The sequence below is a fragment of the Arthrobacter ruber genome (genome assembly GCF_002954225.1).
GTDB lineage: Bacteria > Actinomycetota > Actinomycetes > Actinomycetales > Micrococcaceae > Arthrobacter_D > Arthrobacter_D ruber.
Map to the genome: position 1 here is coordinate 57,240 of NZ_PPTH01000011.1, position 13,732 is coordinate 70,971.

16 protein-coding genes are annotated in these 13,732 nt (G+C 67.6%); 8 read left to right on the plus strand and 8 right to left on the minus strand.

Going from position 1 to position 13,732, the window contains the following annotated elements; genetic code table 11:
* The first annotated feature begins 30 nt into the window (after positions 1–30).
* Together ypfJ and CI785_RS02195 are read left to right on the plus strand one after the other, a co-directional pair.
* A complete protein-coding gene (gene ypfJ, locus CI785_RS02190) occupies positions 31–936 on the plus strand; it encodes a KPN_02809 family neutral zinc metallopeptidase (protein WP_105030463.1) in 906 nt (301 codons plus the stop codon).
* A gap of 11 nt (positions 937–947) precedes the next feature.
* A complete protein-coding gene (locus tag CI785_RS02195; RefSeq protein WP_157940128.1) occupies positions 948–1,709 on the plus strand; it encodes a glycosyltransferase family 2 protein in 762 nt (253 codons plus the stop codon).
* A gap of 57 nt (positions 1,710–1,766) precedes the next feature.
* Here the strand turns inward: CI785_RS02195 and CI785_RS02200 are convergent, their stop codons facing one another.
* From CI785_RS02200 to CI785_RS02220, 5 genes are all read right to left on the minus strand, one after another.
* Positions 1,767–2,387 (minus strand): DNA alkylation repair protein, encoded by a 621-nt coding sequence (locus CI785_RS02200; protein WP_105030465.1) that lies wholly within the window; start codon positions 2,385–2,387, stop codon positions 1,767–1,769.
* A complete protein-coding gene (locus CI785_RS02205) occupies positions 2,387–3,127 on the minus strand; it encodes a hypothetical protein (RefSeq protein ID WP_105030466.1) in 741 nt (246 codons plus the stop codon). The genes CI785_RS02200 and CI785_RS02205 overlap by 1 nt, the downstream gene beginning before the upstream one ends.
* The gene (locus CI785_RS02210; protein ID WP_105030467.1) at positions 3,124–4,044 is read right to left on the minus strand and encodes an ABC transporter ATP-binding protein; all 921 of its coding nucleotides are present in this window, start codon (positions 4,042–4,044) and stop codon (positions 3,124–3,126) included. The genes CI785_RS02205 and CI785_RS02210 overlap by 4 nt, the downstream gene beginning before the upstream one ends.
* A 23-nt stretch (positions 4,045–4,067) precedes the next feature.
* A complete protein-coding gene (locus CI785_RS02215; RefSeq protein ID WP_105030468.1) occupies positions 4,068–4,436 on the minus strand; it encodes a GntR family transcriptional regulator in 369 nt (122 codons plus the stop codon).
* Between the two features lie 67 nt (positions 4,437–4,503).
* Positions 4,504–5,274, minus strand: a complete 771-nt coding sequence (locus tag CI785_RS02220) for a CPBP family glutamic-type intramembrane protease (protein ID WP_105030585.1) — start codon at positions 5,272–5,274, stop codon at positions 4,504–4,506.
* Positions 5,275–5,492: 218 nt separating this feature from the next.
* Here CI785_RS02220 and CI785_RS02225 point away from each other — a divergent pair, with 218 nt between their 5' ends.
* Together CI785_RS02225 and CI785_RS02230 are read left to right on the plus strand one after the other, a co-directional pair.
* The gene (locus tag CI785_RS02225; protein ID WP_105030469.1) at positions 5,493–6,422 is read left to right on the plus strand and encodes a ribonuclease Z; all 930 of its coding nucleotides are present in this window, start codon (positions 5,493–5,495) and stop codon (positions 6,420–6,422) included.
* Between the two features lie 128 nt (positions 6,423–6,550).
* The gene (locus tag CI785_RS02230; protein ID WP_105030586.1) at positions 6,551–8,065 is read left to right on the plus strand and encodes an MFS transporter; all 1,515 of its coding nucleotides are present in this window, start codon (positions 6,551–6,553) and stop codon (positions 8,063–8,065) included.
* A gap of 47 nt (positions 8,066–8,112) precedes the next feature.
* On the opposite strand, the gene CI785_RS02235 is transcribed toward CI785_RS02230, so the two are convergent.
* On the minus strand, positions 8,113–8,319 hold the full coding sequence (locus tag CI785_RS02235; RefSeq protein ID WP_105030470.1) for a hypothetical protein: 207 nt from the start codon (positions 8,317–8,319) through the stop codon (positions 8,113–8,115).
* Positions 8,320–8,459: 140 nt separating this feature from the next.
* Here CI785_RS02235 and CI785_RS02240 point away from each other — a divergent pair, with 140 nt between their 5' ends.
* A complete protein-coding gene (locus CI785_RS02240) occupies positions 8,460–8,927 on the plus strand; it encodes a GNAT family N-acetyltransferase (protein ID WP_105030587.1) in 468 nt (155 codons plus the stop codon).
* 170 nt (positions 8,928–9,097) lie between these two features.
* Positions 9,098–10,144 carry an AAA family ATPase gene (locus tag CI785_RS02245; protein WP_105030471.1) on the plus strand — a complete coding sequence of 349 codons (1,047 nt, stop codon included), beginning with the start codon at positions 9,098–9,100 and terminating at the stop codon, positions 10,142–10,144.
* Positions 10,145–10,293: 149 nt separating this feature from the next.
* Here the strand turns inward: CI785_RS02245 and CI785_RS02250 are convergent, their stop codons facing one another.
* A complete protein-coding gene (locus CI785_RS02250; protein WP_240614956.1) occupies positions 10,294–11,112 on the minus strand; it encodes an alpha/beta fold hydrolase in 819 nt (272 codons plus the stop codon).
* Positions 11,113–11,238: 126 nt separating this feature from the next.
* Between CI785_RS02250 and CI785_RS02255 the strand changes: the two genes are divergently transcribed.
* Together CI785_RS02255 and CI785_RS16935 are read left to right on the plus strand one after the other, a co-directional pair.
* Complete coding sequence (locus CI785_RS02255) at positions 11,239–11,793, plus strand: TetR/AcrR family transcriptional regulator (RefSeq protein WP_105030588.1); 555 nt, start codon at positions 11,239–11,241, stop codon at positions 11,791–11,793.
* 452 nt (positions 11,794–12,245) lie between these two features.
* A complete protein-coding gene (locus CI785_RS16935) occupies positions 12,246–12,626 on the plus strand; it encodes a hypothetical protein (RefSeq protein ID WP_157940129.1) in 381 nt (126 codons plus the stop codon).
* A 123-nt stretch (positions 12,627–12,749) separates the two neighbouring features.
* On the opposite strand, the gene nrdF is transcribed toward CI785_RS16935, so the two are convergent.
* Positions 12,750–13,724 carry a class 1b ribonucleoside-diphosphate reductase subunit beta gene (nrdF, locus tag CI785_RS02265; protein WP_105030474.1) on the minus strand — a complete coding sequence of 325 codons (975 nt, stop codon included), beginning with the start codon at positions 13,722–13,724 and terminating at the stop codon, positions 12,750–12,752.
* Positions 13,725–13,732 lie beyond the last annotated feature (8 nt).

The following is a 13,732-nucleotide window of genomic DNA, read 5'->3' on the forward strand; positions in this document are numbered from 1 at the left end:
GGCAACGCTAAGTCGGCTTATTGTTATGCCATGAGCTTCAACGACAACGCCCGGTTCGATCCCTCCCGCGTCAGTGACCGGCGGGGCCGCGGACGCGGTGCCGCCGTCGGAGGCGGAGTGGGCGGCGGGCTCCTGCTGATCCTCTCCCTGATCTTCGGACCCGGCGTGGTGGACGACCTCGGACTCGGCGACGGCAGCACCATCACGCAGGAGCAGGATCCCGCCGGCGAGCCGGCCATCAACGAGTGCCTCACCGGCGCCGATGCGAACGAGCAGCTCGACTGTCGCATCCTCGGCACCGCCGAGAGCCTCGACAGCTTCTGGTCCCCCTACCTCGACCAGTTCGGCGTCACCTACACCCAGCCCGGAGTCGTCCTCTTCACCGACCGGACGAACACGGGCTGCGGCACGGCCACCAGCGCCGTGGGCCCCTTCTACTGCCCGGTCGATGAGCAGACCTACTACGACACGGCGTTCTTCGACGAGCTCGTCACCCAGTTCGGCTCCTCCAGCGGCCCGCTCGCACAGGAGTACGTCGTCGCGCACGAGTTCGGCCACCATATCCAGAACCTGATCGGCACCCTCGGCGCCGCGCAGCAGGATCCGCAGGGCGAGGAGTCCGGAGGTGTGCGCGTCGAACTGCAGGCGGACTGCCTCGCCGGGATGTGGGCGGCCCACGCCACCTCCGTCCCCGATCCGGAGTCCGGCGAGCCCTTCCTCCGCTCCTTCTCGACCACCGACCTCGGGGATGCGCTGTCAGCTGCCGCCTCGGTGGGCGACGACCGCATCCAGGCGGCCGCGACCGGCCAGGTCAACCCCGAGGGCTGGACCCACGGCTCCAGCGCACAGCGCCAGGCCTGGTTCTCACAGGGCTTCGAGACCGGCGACCTCCGGTCCTGCGACACGTTCGCCGCACGCGATCTCGACAATCCCTGAAGGATCATCCCGTGACCGACCGACTCGCTGTCGTCGTCCCCGTCCTCAACGAACCCGGGATCGCTGACACCCTCGAGGCGCTCCGGCGGCAGCGGGACTGCCCGGACCTCCACGTGTACGTCGTGGACAACGGCTCCACCGACGGCACCGTGCAGCGCGTGCGGCGCTTCGCCGCCGCACATCCGACACCCCGCATCACGATCCTCCACGAGCCGCAGAAGGGCACCGGCGCAGCCTGCGACACCGGGTTCCGCAGGGCGATCGCGGACGGCCACGCGCTCGTCGCCCGCACCGACGGCGACAGTGCACCCACCGAGGACTGGGCCGCCCGGCTCCGCACGCTGTTCACCCTCCATCCGGACGTCGCGCTCGTCGGCGGCACGAGCATCCCGCTGCGCGACAGGTACTACCGCTGGGGCGATGCCCAGCTCATGCCGGGCGCACTGTGGCTCCTGCGGATGATGATGGCCGTGGGACATCTCGATGCCGCCTACCTGCGCTTCGTCGTGGGTCACAACATGGCGGTGCGTGCGACGGCGTACCTCGAGGTCGGCGGTCTCGGACGGACGTCGATCGACACTTCCGACGAGGACATCGACTTCTCCGTCCGGCTCTCGCACCGGCTCGGCCACCGCGCAATCCTGATCGACCCCCGCCTGCGCGTGGCGACGTCGATGCGCCGCGTGCGGCGCTACGGGCTCGGCCTGATGGGTCTCCACCATCTTGTGCCGGCACTGCGCGGGAAGCTCATCCGCACCATCGACGTCCGGTAGGCAGCACCCGCCCGACCGGCGCGACGGCGTCCGGCCCGTCGGGTGCGGGTCGGACCGTCAGCCTGCCCCGCTCGCCCGGACGAGGGCGACGGCGTCCTCCACCGTGCTCACCCGACCCTGGTGCGCCCCCGAGACGAGATGGACGATCCTGCGGAACGAGGCGCCGTCGCCTTCGCCCGTCCGGAACGCCGGGAGGTGGGCCAGGACCGCCGCGCGTCGCAGCCAGGGGTCGTCCGCTGCTGCCCACCGCTCGAGCACGGCGTGGGCGCGCACGGCGTCCTGTCCGCGCAGCCGGAGGAGCAGGGGCCCGACGACGTCGACGGCGAGGGGATCGACGAGGTCGGGCAGGTGGGCCGAGCGCAGGAAACCCTCGATCCGGGTGAGGTCGGAGGATCGCAGGAGTCGTACGGAGGACTGCAGCAGCACGGCGGCCGCCAGGCGCCGCTCGAAGACCGGGCGACTCCACAGCTCGGAGGCCAGGGCTGTGACGTCGTCGTGCCCGAGGCCCGGGTACCGGCGCTGCGCGTTGCGGAGGGTTCCACGTACCGCACCGACGGATGCGCCGTAGTACTCGAGGTGGTCGCCGTGACGCCGCTCGTAGTCCTCGGCCCGCTCCCAGGAGCTCTCGTACTGGAGCGCCTCGTCGATGAAACCGGCCGGGCCATCCGCGTCGGGCATCAGGCGGGCATCCGGCGCAGCGTGAGGTAGGACCCGGCGGCGAGCACCACGGACACCAGGATGGCCCACAGGGTCAGCCCGAGCGCTCCGGTGTCGAGGATCCACTGCCCCACCTCCGGCCAGGCCTGCTGCCACGTCACGAGGGCTACGAGACCCACGAGCGCGAGGCCGATACCGATCAGGACGGTCGTGAGCACCGCCGTGCCGTACCGCTTGTAGATGGTGGCGGACCAGAAACCGACGATGAAGAACAGCATGGTCAGCACGAAGTACGTCAGGCCCGCCGCGAGCGGTCCTCCCTGCCACAGCCAGTCCAGGTAGGCGAAGTAGCCGTTCATGCCGTAGCCCCCCGTCGCACGTTCGACCAGGCCGAGCAGCACGAACACCAGCGACATCCCGAGACCGCTCACCGCCGCCGCCGCGAGGGAGCCGACGTAGAACTCCCGCCGGGTCAGGCTCATCGCCTGCGAGAAGGGGAAGGTCATGGTCATGGCCTGGATGCCGACCACGAGGAAGTACCACAGCGGGGCCTGCGAACCCCCGCCGGTCTTGACCCCGGTCACTCCCGCGTTCTGCAGGATCCAGTAGATGAGCATCGTCAGGACCCAGGCACCGCCCAGGACGAGGGCAGGCACCCAGACGAACGTCTGCGTGTTGACGAACTGCAGGCGCACCACGTTGCGCGTGCGGTTGCGCACGACAGCAGGGCGCGTCGCGCTGCCGGACTCGATGGTGGTCATCGGAGGCTTCCTTCCTGCGCTTCGGCGGCGAATGCGTCGCGGCCCGGGGTTCTCTGCTGGGTGAGGCGGACGATGAGTTGCTGCAGCGAGACGGGCGCGAGGTCGAGCCCCGCTGCGGCGAGCGCGTCGCGCTCCGCGGCGTCGAGCCGTCCCACGAACGTCACGGAGGCCACGCGGCCGAGGCTCTCACGGTGGATGACCTCGCGGCCGCGGAGGGCCCTCTCGACGGCAGCGGTGTCGCCGACGACATTCGTGGCCTGTGCGCGGGCGTCCTCCGTGGACTCGTCCATGATGATGCGCCCTGCGTCGATCACGAGCACCCGTTCGATGAGGTTCGAGACCTCGTCGATGAGGTGGCTCGACAGGAGTACCGTCCGCGGATGCTCGGCGTAGTCGGTGAGCAGGCGGTCGTAGAAGATCTGGCGGGCGACGGCGTCGAGACCGAGGTACGGCTCGTCGAAGAAGGTGATCTCGGCGCGGGAAGCCAGCCCGATGATGACGCCGACGGCGGAGAGCTGCCCCCGCGAGAGCTTCTTGATGGTGCGTTTGAGCGGCAGCTGGAACTCCTCCACCAGGTCGTCTGCGAGCTCCTGGTCCCACTGCGGGAAGAACAGGCGCGCGGAGGCGAGGGCGTGGCGGGGTGTGGCGTCGTCCGGGTACTTCTGGCTCTCACGCACGAAGCACATGCGACTGAGCACCCGGGCGTTCTCGTAGGGATCCTCACCGAAGACGCGGACCTGTCCGCTCGTCGGGAGGTTCTGCGCCGTGAGGATCGACATCGCGGTGGTCTTGCCGGCACCGTTGCGACCCAGGAAGCCGTAGATGGTGTCCCTTTGGATGTCGAAGCCGACGTCGTCGAGGGCGAGGACGTCCTTGTAGCGTTTGGTGAGGTTCCGGACCTCGATGACAGAGTCCATGATGTCCTTCGATTCGATTGCCCTTACGGGGTCACCGGCTCCACGCCGGCTCGGATGAGGCTCGCGACGTCATCGGGTTCGAGCCCGATCCTGCGCGCCTCGGCAAGGAGGGGTTGCACGTACCGCAGGGCGAAGTCGTTGCGGCGCTCCTTGAGCAGCAGGTCGCGGGCACCGGCGGCGACGAACATGCCGATCCCCCGGCGCTTGTAGAGCACTCCCTTGTCCACGAGCATGTTCACCCCCTTCGCGGCGGTGGCCGGATTGATGCGGTAGAAGGCGGCGAGTTCGTTGGTCGACGGCGCCTGGGTCTCCTCGGCGACACTTCCGTCGACGATCGAGTCCTCGACCTGCTCGGCGATCTGCACGAACAGGGGCTTGCCTTCCTCGATCACCGCATTCTCCCTGTTCGATGGTTAGTTACTTGACTAGTGAACCCCTTCGGTGGCGCGGCGTCAAGCGTCAGTAGAGGAAGATGTCGATCCAGGCGCGATTGTGCGCGTGGATCAGGACGAGGAACAGGACGAGGTCGAACAGGAGGTGGACGCAGATGATGTAGGACAGGGACCGCGTCCGGGTGAAGATGAACGCCTGCAACAGCGCGAAGGGGAAGATGAACAGCGGCGCCCAGGCGTGGAACCCCAGCTCCCACAGGAAGGACGTGAACAGGACCGCCTGCAGCACGTTCGCCTGTGCCATCGGCAGGTGTCGGCGGAGCAGGGCGAACACCGTGCAGATGAAGAACAGCTCGTCCCAGATCCCGAGCCCGTTGGTGCCGACGAACAGCCGGACGATGTCCGCGGGCTCCGACGCCGCAGGCCAGTTGGTGTACACGCCCGTGCGGAGCATGTAGACGGGCAGCAGGGCGTAACCGAGGACGACGACGACGGGCAGGTACCACTTCTCCGTGCGCGTCCACCGCTCGCCCGTCCGCACGGGGAAGGTGATCGCGTGGTCCCGGTAGACGAAGCGTGAGACGGCGTAGGGCACGCCGACCGCGAGGATCATGGCGGTTCCCATGACGGCCATGTGCTCGGGGCTGATGTCCGTGGTGATCGGCACGAGCGTCATCACGGACAGGCCGAAGGCGATCAGCAGCAGGTCCCGGAAGAACGCCCTGCCGACGAACGCCGCCGTTCCGAGCGCCACCGCCAGCACGGCATAGCCGATCAGCGCCTGGTGCAGCACCAGCACGAGGAAGCCCGCGAGGGACACCAGCGCGGACGGGATCAGCTCGGGTGACGGCGTGGTCCACGGGCCCTGCTTCCAGGCCTGCTGGCGGGCCGCCTCCGGTAACGCCGGGGCTGGCTGTTCCACCCGATCACGCTCCTTCGTGAAGTGCTCCCCGAGTCACGCCGTCCTGCGCCGGCGCGGGACGCTACCATTCTTTCCCCTAGTGCCCGGCCGGTCCACTGGGGTTCCCCCGCTCGCGGGATGGAAGACTGAGGGCCATGCGTGAGCTCGTCATCCTCGGCACGGCGTCGCAGGTGCCCACCCGGACCCGCAACCACAACGGCTACTTCCTGCGCTGGGAACGCGAGGGCATCCTGTTCGATCCCGGTGAGGGCACGCAGCGCCAGATGCTCCTGGCCGGCGTCCCGGCGTCGAGGATCACGAGGATCTGCCTCACCCACGTCCACGGCGACCATTGCTTCGGTCTGCCCGGCGTACTCTCGCGTATGGTGCTCGACGGCGTCGCCCACCCCGTGCACCTCCACTACCCGGCGTCCGGCGAGGACGTGGTGCGCGCGCTGGTGTCGCTCGCGACGCCGGGACTGGACCTCCACCTGCGCCCCCACGGCGCGGCCGGCGGCATCGCGTCCGGAATCGGGGTCGAACCGCTGCGCCACCGGATCGAGGCCTACGGCTACCGGTTGACCGAACCGGACGGACGGACGTTCCTGCCCGGACTGCTCACTGCCGCAGGGATCACCGGACCCGACGTCGGACGCCTGCAGCGCGAGGGAGCACTCGGCGCCGTCCGGCTCCACGACGTCAGCGTGCACCGGCCCGGGCGCCGCTTCGCGTTCGTGATGGACACGGCGGAGTGCGACGGCGCGGCGGCGCTCGCGGACGGCGCCGACCTGCTGGTCGCCGAGAGCACCTTCAGCGACGACGACGCGACCCTCGCCGAGCGCTACCTGCACCTGACGGCGGGACAGGCGGGCGCGATCGCCGGCAGCGCCGGGGTGGGGACGCTCGTCCTCACGCACTTCTCGTCGCGGTACGACGACGTCGGCGTGCTTGCCGCGCAGGCCCGCGTGAGGGCAGGCTCCGCGGGGGTGGTCGCGGCGTCCGACCTCGACCGCATACCGTTCCCCCCGCGTCCGGAGGCGGGGGTTCCCGATGACCGCCGGGGCCCTCCCGCATCGGACGGCTGACGGGCCACGGGATGCCGTCCGTCCCGCACGTCCCCATCCCGTTCGAGGGCGGACTGCTGACCGGACCTGCACCCGAGCGGGAATCCGGGCCCTTCACGCGCCCGATCGATGTCACTAGACTGTGCCGCATGACCGGGCAGGAACCGTCCCCGCCGTCCCCCGCTGCGCCCCGAGGCAGCGGCTCACACCCCTCCGACGACGCCGCCTCCCTCCAGAGCGCTGAACACTCCGTCGACGACGCGGACTCCTCCGCCCAGGGCGGGGACGACGACGGCATCGACCGGTCGGTCCGCGACCCGAAGCAGCGCTCGCGCACCTTCGCCGGCATCCTCGTCAATACCGCGCTCGCGAACATCACCACGAGCTACCTGTGGTTCGCCCTGACGTTCTGGGTGTACCTCGAGACCCGCAACGTCATCGCCACGGGGGTGGTCGGTGGGGCGTACATGCTCCTGATCGCCCTCTCCAGCATCAGCTTCGGCACCTTCGTGGACCGCTTCCGCAAACTAACGGTGATGCGTTTCGCCGCCGGTTTCACCCTGGTGATGTTCCTGCTGGCCGGGGGCATGTTCCTGGTGACGCCCACCGCGTGGCTGCTGGACCTGGGGCAGCCGTGGTTCTGGGTGTTCATGCTCGTCATCCTCGTCGGTGCTGTGGTGGAGAACATGCGCAACATCGCGTTGTCCACCACCGTCACCATCCTGATCGAACCGGACCGGCGGGCCAATGCCAACGGGCTCGTGGGCATGGTGCAGGGGCTCATGTTCATCGTCACCTCGGTGCTCTCCGGGCTGTCGGTCGGGCTGCTGGGCATGGGCTGGACCATCGCCGTCGCCGTCGTCCTCACGGCCCTGACCGCCCTGCACCTGCTGACCCTGAGCATGCCCGAGGAGGTGCGGGTCGCCAGGACCGACGCCCACGGCGGCTTCGATCTGCGCGGTTCGTTCGCCGCCGTGCTGGCCATCCCCGGGCTGTTCGCGTTGATCCTGTTCTCGACGTTCAACAACTTCGTGGGTGGCGTCTACATGGCGCTCATGGACCCCTACGGCCTCGAACTGTTCTCCGTGGAGATGTGGGGCACGCTGTTCGCCGTCGGTGCGACGGGGTTCATCGTGGGTGGCGCGCTGATCGGCAAGTTCGGCCTCGGGTCCAACCCGCTGCGCACCATGCTCCTCGCGGTGATCGCCATGGGCGTGCTCGGTGCGGTGTTCACCCTCAGGGAGTGGGGATGGCTGTACATCGCGGGGATCTGGGCGTACCTGGTGCTGATCCCCTTCATCGAGGCCGCCGAGCAGACGGTCATCCAGCAGACGGTGCCGCTCGAGCGGCAGGGCCGCGTGTTCGGCTTCGCCATGGCCTTCGAATCCGCGGCGGCGCCGGTCACCGCGTTCGTCATCGCGCCGATCGCCCAGTTCTGGATCATCCCGTATGCACGCTCGGCCGAGGGCGCAGCCCGACTGGCTCCACTGCTGGGAGAGGGTACGTCCCGAGGGATCGCCCTGGTGTTCCTGATCGCCGGGATCATCATGGTCCTGGCCGCCGTCGCGGCGTTCTTCACGCCCGTGTACCGCCGGGTGTCGGCGTCGTACGCCGCGTCGACGGCGGGGACTCCCGAGAGTGCGTCGGCGCCGGTCGCGCGATAGGCGTCGTCCGCCGTCGCACGCATACCGCCCGTCTAGGCGTTGTCCCTCTAGGCGGTGTTCGGGAGAAGGGCGTCGAGTGCATCGAGGACGGCGAGGGTCGGCATGTCCGCGACCGCCGCGACGACGGCCAGTGGTTCTCCATGGCTCACAGCGGATGCGACCGCCTGCTGGAGCTCGGCGGGCGGTTCGGCATCCACGGTGAAGCCCGTGGAGTGTGCAATTGCAGCAACCTGTTCGAGGTGGTCCGAGCGCATTGGGTGTCCTGTCGAGTGGGTGTTTCGAGTGTGACCTGCACGCACTGCAGACAGGAAGCACCAGAGCGGATGGACCCGCGCTTGCCAATGCCTGAACCATCAGGATGCCGGCGCTGAGGCAGAGGAAGAAGGCGGACAGGATGACGCATCGGGTGAGGACGGCAGTACAGCTGGATGCTGCCACGGTGGGACAACTCCTGTACGACTTCAATACGGAGTTCGACGCTGTGACGCCGACGGCACGGGTGCTCGGTACCCGCTTCGATCGGCTCCTCGCCTCCAATGATGTCGTCGTGATCCTCGCGGAGGACGGCAGCGGTGAGGCGATCGGTTTCGCCTTCCTCACGCTGCGTCCCACCCCCTACTACGACGGTCCCGTCGCCCAGCTCGAGGAGCTCTATGTCCGCCCGACCCTCCGCGATGGAGGCATCGGCACCGCACTGCTCGGCGGGGCGATAAGCCTCGTGCGCGCCCGCGGTGCAGGGGAGATGCAGATCAATGTGGACGAGGTCGACGTCGACACCCGACGCTTCTACGAGCGCCATGGATTCGTCAATATCGAGCCCGGTTCCGACTACCGGATGCTGTGCTACATCCGTGATCTCTGACAGCCGAGGCCGGCGCCGTCGAATCCCCGCACAGAGTTTCCTCGCGCTGTCCTCGATTCCGCTGGAGAGCAACGATCCACAGCGATCCGACGGGAGCCCACCCCGACAGCTACCCTGAAGCAGACACCGCGATTCCTTCCCTCGCGGTCGAACCACCTCAGGAGAAATTCATGGCTGCCAGCCGTAACCCGCTCGACGAGCTGCGCGAGACGCTCGGTCATCTGGCCGATCAGCTCAAGCTCCCGAGTTCGGAGCGGATCGACGACCGCGTGAGCGAGCTCTTCAGTGCGCGCCCCGGGCCGGCGCGGCCGCTCTTCGAGGTGCAGGCCGAGCTCGACGCGCTGGTGGGGCTGGAGACCGTGAAGGAACAGGTGCGGGCGCTCGTCGCGCTGCTCCAGGTCCAGGCCCGCCGCAAGGCGCACGGCCTGCCGGAGGTGGCCACGTCGCAGCACCTCGTGTTCCTCGGTAATCCGGGCACCGGCAAGACCACCGTGGCCCGCCTCCTGGCCGAAATGTATCGCGCGGTCGGGCTGCTGCAGAAGGGCCATCTCGTCGAGGTGGACCGGTCGGGTCTGGTCGGCCAGTACGTCGGTGAGACCGCGGTCAAGACGGACCGGGTCATCCGGCGCGCCCTAGACGGGGTCCTGTTCATCGACGAGGCCTACGCGTTGACCCCGGAGGAGGGCCGGGTCGACTTCGGCCCGGAGGCGATCGAGGTTCTGCTCAAGCGGATGGAGGACCACCGCCACCGGCTGGTGGTGATCGTGGCAGGCTATCCCCGGCTGATGGAGTCGTTCCTGCTCTCCAATCCCGGCCTCCGGTCCCGGTTCGCGCGCGAGATCACCTTCCCCGACTACTCGGTCGACGCGCTCGAGACGATCTTCAACCAGATGCTGGTCCAGCACGAGTACATGCTCGAATCGGGCGCGGACCAGATGCTGCGCCGTATCCTCGCCAACCTCCACGCCGGAGAGGACTCGGGCAACGCGCGCTTCGCTCGTACGCTGTTCGAGCAGGCGCTCAACCGCCAGGCGCTGAGGCTGTCGCTCGACGCCGACCGTGAGCTCGACGCTCTCGATCGGGAGGAGGTCATGACGCTCACCACCGACGACCTCATCCGGGCCGCCCAGGCCCTCGGCGAGGAGCCGGAGCCGGTGCCCCAGCCGGAGCCCGAGCGGTCGTCATGGTGGCACTGGCTGACCTCGCCGACCGGTTGAGCGGACCGGCTCGGTGGCTGCGGTCATCCAGCAGGGCTACTGACCGGGGCCGCACCGGAGTCCGGCGGGTGGCTGCCGCAGAGCGAGCCCTTCACTCCGCCGGCGATTGCCGGAAGAACGCCGGAGCGCGGGGCGCTCGACGGCTGGAGTCACGCGGCGCGATCGAACCAACCGAGTGCGAGGTCGGCGACCTCGGCGGGGGCATCGTCGGTGATGAAGTGCGCCGCGCCCTCGACGTAGGCGAACTCCACGTGATCGGCGTATCGCTCCGGGTTGCGGCAGATGCGCTCCAGGACCGGCTCGGTCCACGGGTGGTCGCGGCGGCCGTAGACGATGAGCGTCGGCACCGTGAGCCGCCGACGGCGGTAGACGCCCACCATCATGCGCACGGCTTCGGGCAGAATCATGCCGCGGGTGAGCGGACGTACCGCCTGATCGATATCGGGCCGGCGCAGCGGGGCAAGGTTGGCGTCGACGGTCGCCTCCGACAGCGGGCGGGCCACATAGGCCTCGGAGAAGATCCCGCGTAGTGAGGCGTCCGGGCGGTGCCAGATGAACCGCGGCAGATGCCGGAAACCGGGGACGATCTTCGGGCTGAAGGCGAAGAAGGCCGGCGGCACGGCGAGTTGAACTGCCGTCCGAACCCGCTCGGGGTGGTCGTAGCAAAGCTGCATGGCGGTGATGACACCCATGTCGTGCGAGACGACGTCGGCACGCTCGATGCCGAGGATGTCGAGGAGAGCGAGCAGATCGCGAAGCCGGCTCTCACGATCGATCTGCGGATTGTCGGCCTCCGTCCACCCCGCACCGCGCAGATCGGGACAGATGACTCGGTAGCCGCGTGCGGCGATGATCGGAGCTATGGCGCGCCACTGCCACCAGTGCTCGGGAAATCCGTGCAGGAGCACCACCGGATCACCTTCCCCGATGGTGGCGATGTGCGTCCGCAGGCCGGGCGTCTCGACCACGAGGTGGTCGAAGCCTGCTGCATCCGGCAAAGGCGGGGACCAGATCGAGGTGGGCGTGGACATGGCGACCTCCTTCGTAGGGCGGGGATACTATGTTCATAGTAAACCTCGCGGAAGGGGGTGTCCATGCCAGCGTCCACACGCGAGCGGGGCCTGGAGGCGGCCGTGGAGTTGCTCGGTGCGGAGGGCGTGCGCGCGTTGAGTCACGCGCGGGTCGACGAACGGGCCGGCCTGCCGCCAGGGTCCACCTCGAACTGGTTCCGCACGCGCCGGGCGTTGCTGGGCGGGGTGGTCGACTGGATCGCAGAGCGCGAGCGGGCCGATTTCGACCCAGCCGCGATGCCGGCTATCACCGGCGCCGACGGACTGATCGAGGGTTTGTGTGCCATGGTCGAGCTGCAGGCCGGGCCGTTCGCTGTGCGGACCCGCGCGCGCTATGCCCTCTTCCTCGAACTCGCCGCCGATCCTGAGCTCGGCGAGCCGTTGCGGCAGCAGCGCCGCGAATTCGAGAAGTGGACCGAGTCAATCGTGACGGCCGTCGGAATCGCCGATCCTGAGCCAGCTACGCGGGCCCTCATGGCGCTCGCCGACGGACTGCTCCTGCACCGGTTGACCGTCGATCCCGAACTCGACATGCGTCCCGCCGTCGAACGCGCGGTGCACGCCCTCGCAGAATCATGACCGCTCCGACGCCGGATCCCGCTGCCACTGGCCGAACAGGGGTTTCGAGGCTCCCAGGACCTAGGTTGCCATGGCGCCATCCCGGCTTCGATAGCGCAGTCAAGGATTGCAGTGGGTAGCCACCGCTCATGATCGGGTTCAGAATTCCAGGGATTGTGGCCACTGTAGGGCGCTTCGCCCGGCTCACAGCCTTGCCTTGGAGAACCAGCGCTACGCACGAGGCAGAGAGGTGCGTTCCCCTGCCGAGCTCACCCGAGTGCCGGACTCCTGCACGGGACTTCGACGAAAGGGTCCCGTCAGACTTCGGGGACCATCTTTACAAGCGTCAGACCGCTCTCATTCGCCACGCGCAGAGGAATCGCGGGCAATGGAGCGTTGCGGTGGTTCACCGACGAGTGGACGCGCGGAATGGGAGCAGTGCTCGAACTGGTCCAACGTGCCCATACGTCAGCATGAAGGAGTTTCCCGTCCACCTCCTCGGCGACCCGGAAACCATCGAACTGAAGTCCGCAGAACTCGATGTCCTTCTCACGAAGGACGATGGTTTGAGTATGGAGAGCACCGGTGCGAAGGAGCTTCCGGGAACGAAAGGGCGAGAGGAACTTGAGCAGTATCATCATGGTCACCACATTGCTTCAGCCCTTGCTTGGGTTCTCTCTGAGGTACTCAGTTCGAGTAAACTTCGCGGCAACGCCGTCGAAAATCACGCTGGAACTACAATTACGATCGAAGAAAACAGTGAACTTTCCGTCGTCGCTCGGTTCCATGAATGGGCGCACTCTCTCGGATCCTGGATCTGGCCACCACAATATTGTGGATTAGGTGCTGCTTAGTGAATCGTCATGGCTTATGAGGATCGAGCTCGCACTGTAGGTATCGATGGCGAAAGCCCTGCGCGACGTCGCACAGGGCTTTCGGCGAAAATGCGCGTGTCGCGCATCATTGACTAGACGGGCCTAGAAGTCCCAGTCCTCGTCCTCGGTGTTCACGGCCTTGCCGATCACGTATGAGGAACCCGAGCCCGAGAAGAAGTCGTGGTTCTCGTCGGCATTCGGGGACAGCGCCGAGAGGATCGCCGGGTTCACATCGGTCACCGAGGACGGGAACATCGCCTCATAGCCCAGGTTCATCAGCGCCTTGTTAGCGTTGTAGTGCAGGAACTTCTTGACGTCCTCGGCCAGGCCCACGGAGTCGTAGAGATCGTGCGTGTACTGGACCTCGTTCTCGTACAGCTCGAAGAGCAGCTCGAAGGTGTAGTCCTTGAGCTCCTGGCGGCGCTCCGGCGTCGCGCTCTCCAGCCCGCGCTGGAACTTGTACCCGATGTAGTACCCGTGCACTGCCTCGTCACGGATGATCAGGCGCACGAGGTCCGCCGTGTTCGTGAGCTTGGCCCGCGAGGACCAGTACATCGGCAGGTAGAAGCCGGAGTAGAACAGGAACGATTCGAGCAGCGTCGAGGCGATCTTGCGCTTCAGGGGATCGTCGCCGCGGTAGTAGTCCGTGACGATGGTCGCCTTCTTCTGCAGGTTCACGTTCTCCGTGGACCAGCGGAACGCCTCGTCGATCTCCTTGGTGGAGGCCAGCGTGGAGAAGATCGACGAGTAGCTCTTGGCGTGCACCGACTCCATGAATGCGATGTTCGTGAGCACGGCCTCCTCGTGCGGGGTGAGCGCATCAGGGATGAGGCTCACGGCACCGACCGTGGCCTGCACCGTGTCGAGCAGCGTGAGCCCCGTGAAGACACGCATGGTGAGCTGCTGCTCCTCCGGCGTCAGCGTGGCCCACGACTGCACGTCATTGGACAGCGGCACCTTCTCGGGCAGCCAGAAGTTGTTCACCAGGCGGTTCCAGACATCCACGTCCTTGTCGTCCTGGATACGGTTCCAGTTGATGGCCTGGACCCGGTCGACGAGCTTCAGTTTCTCGCTCATGAGATGTT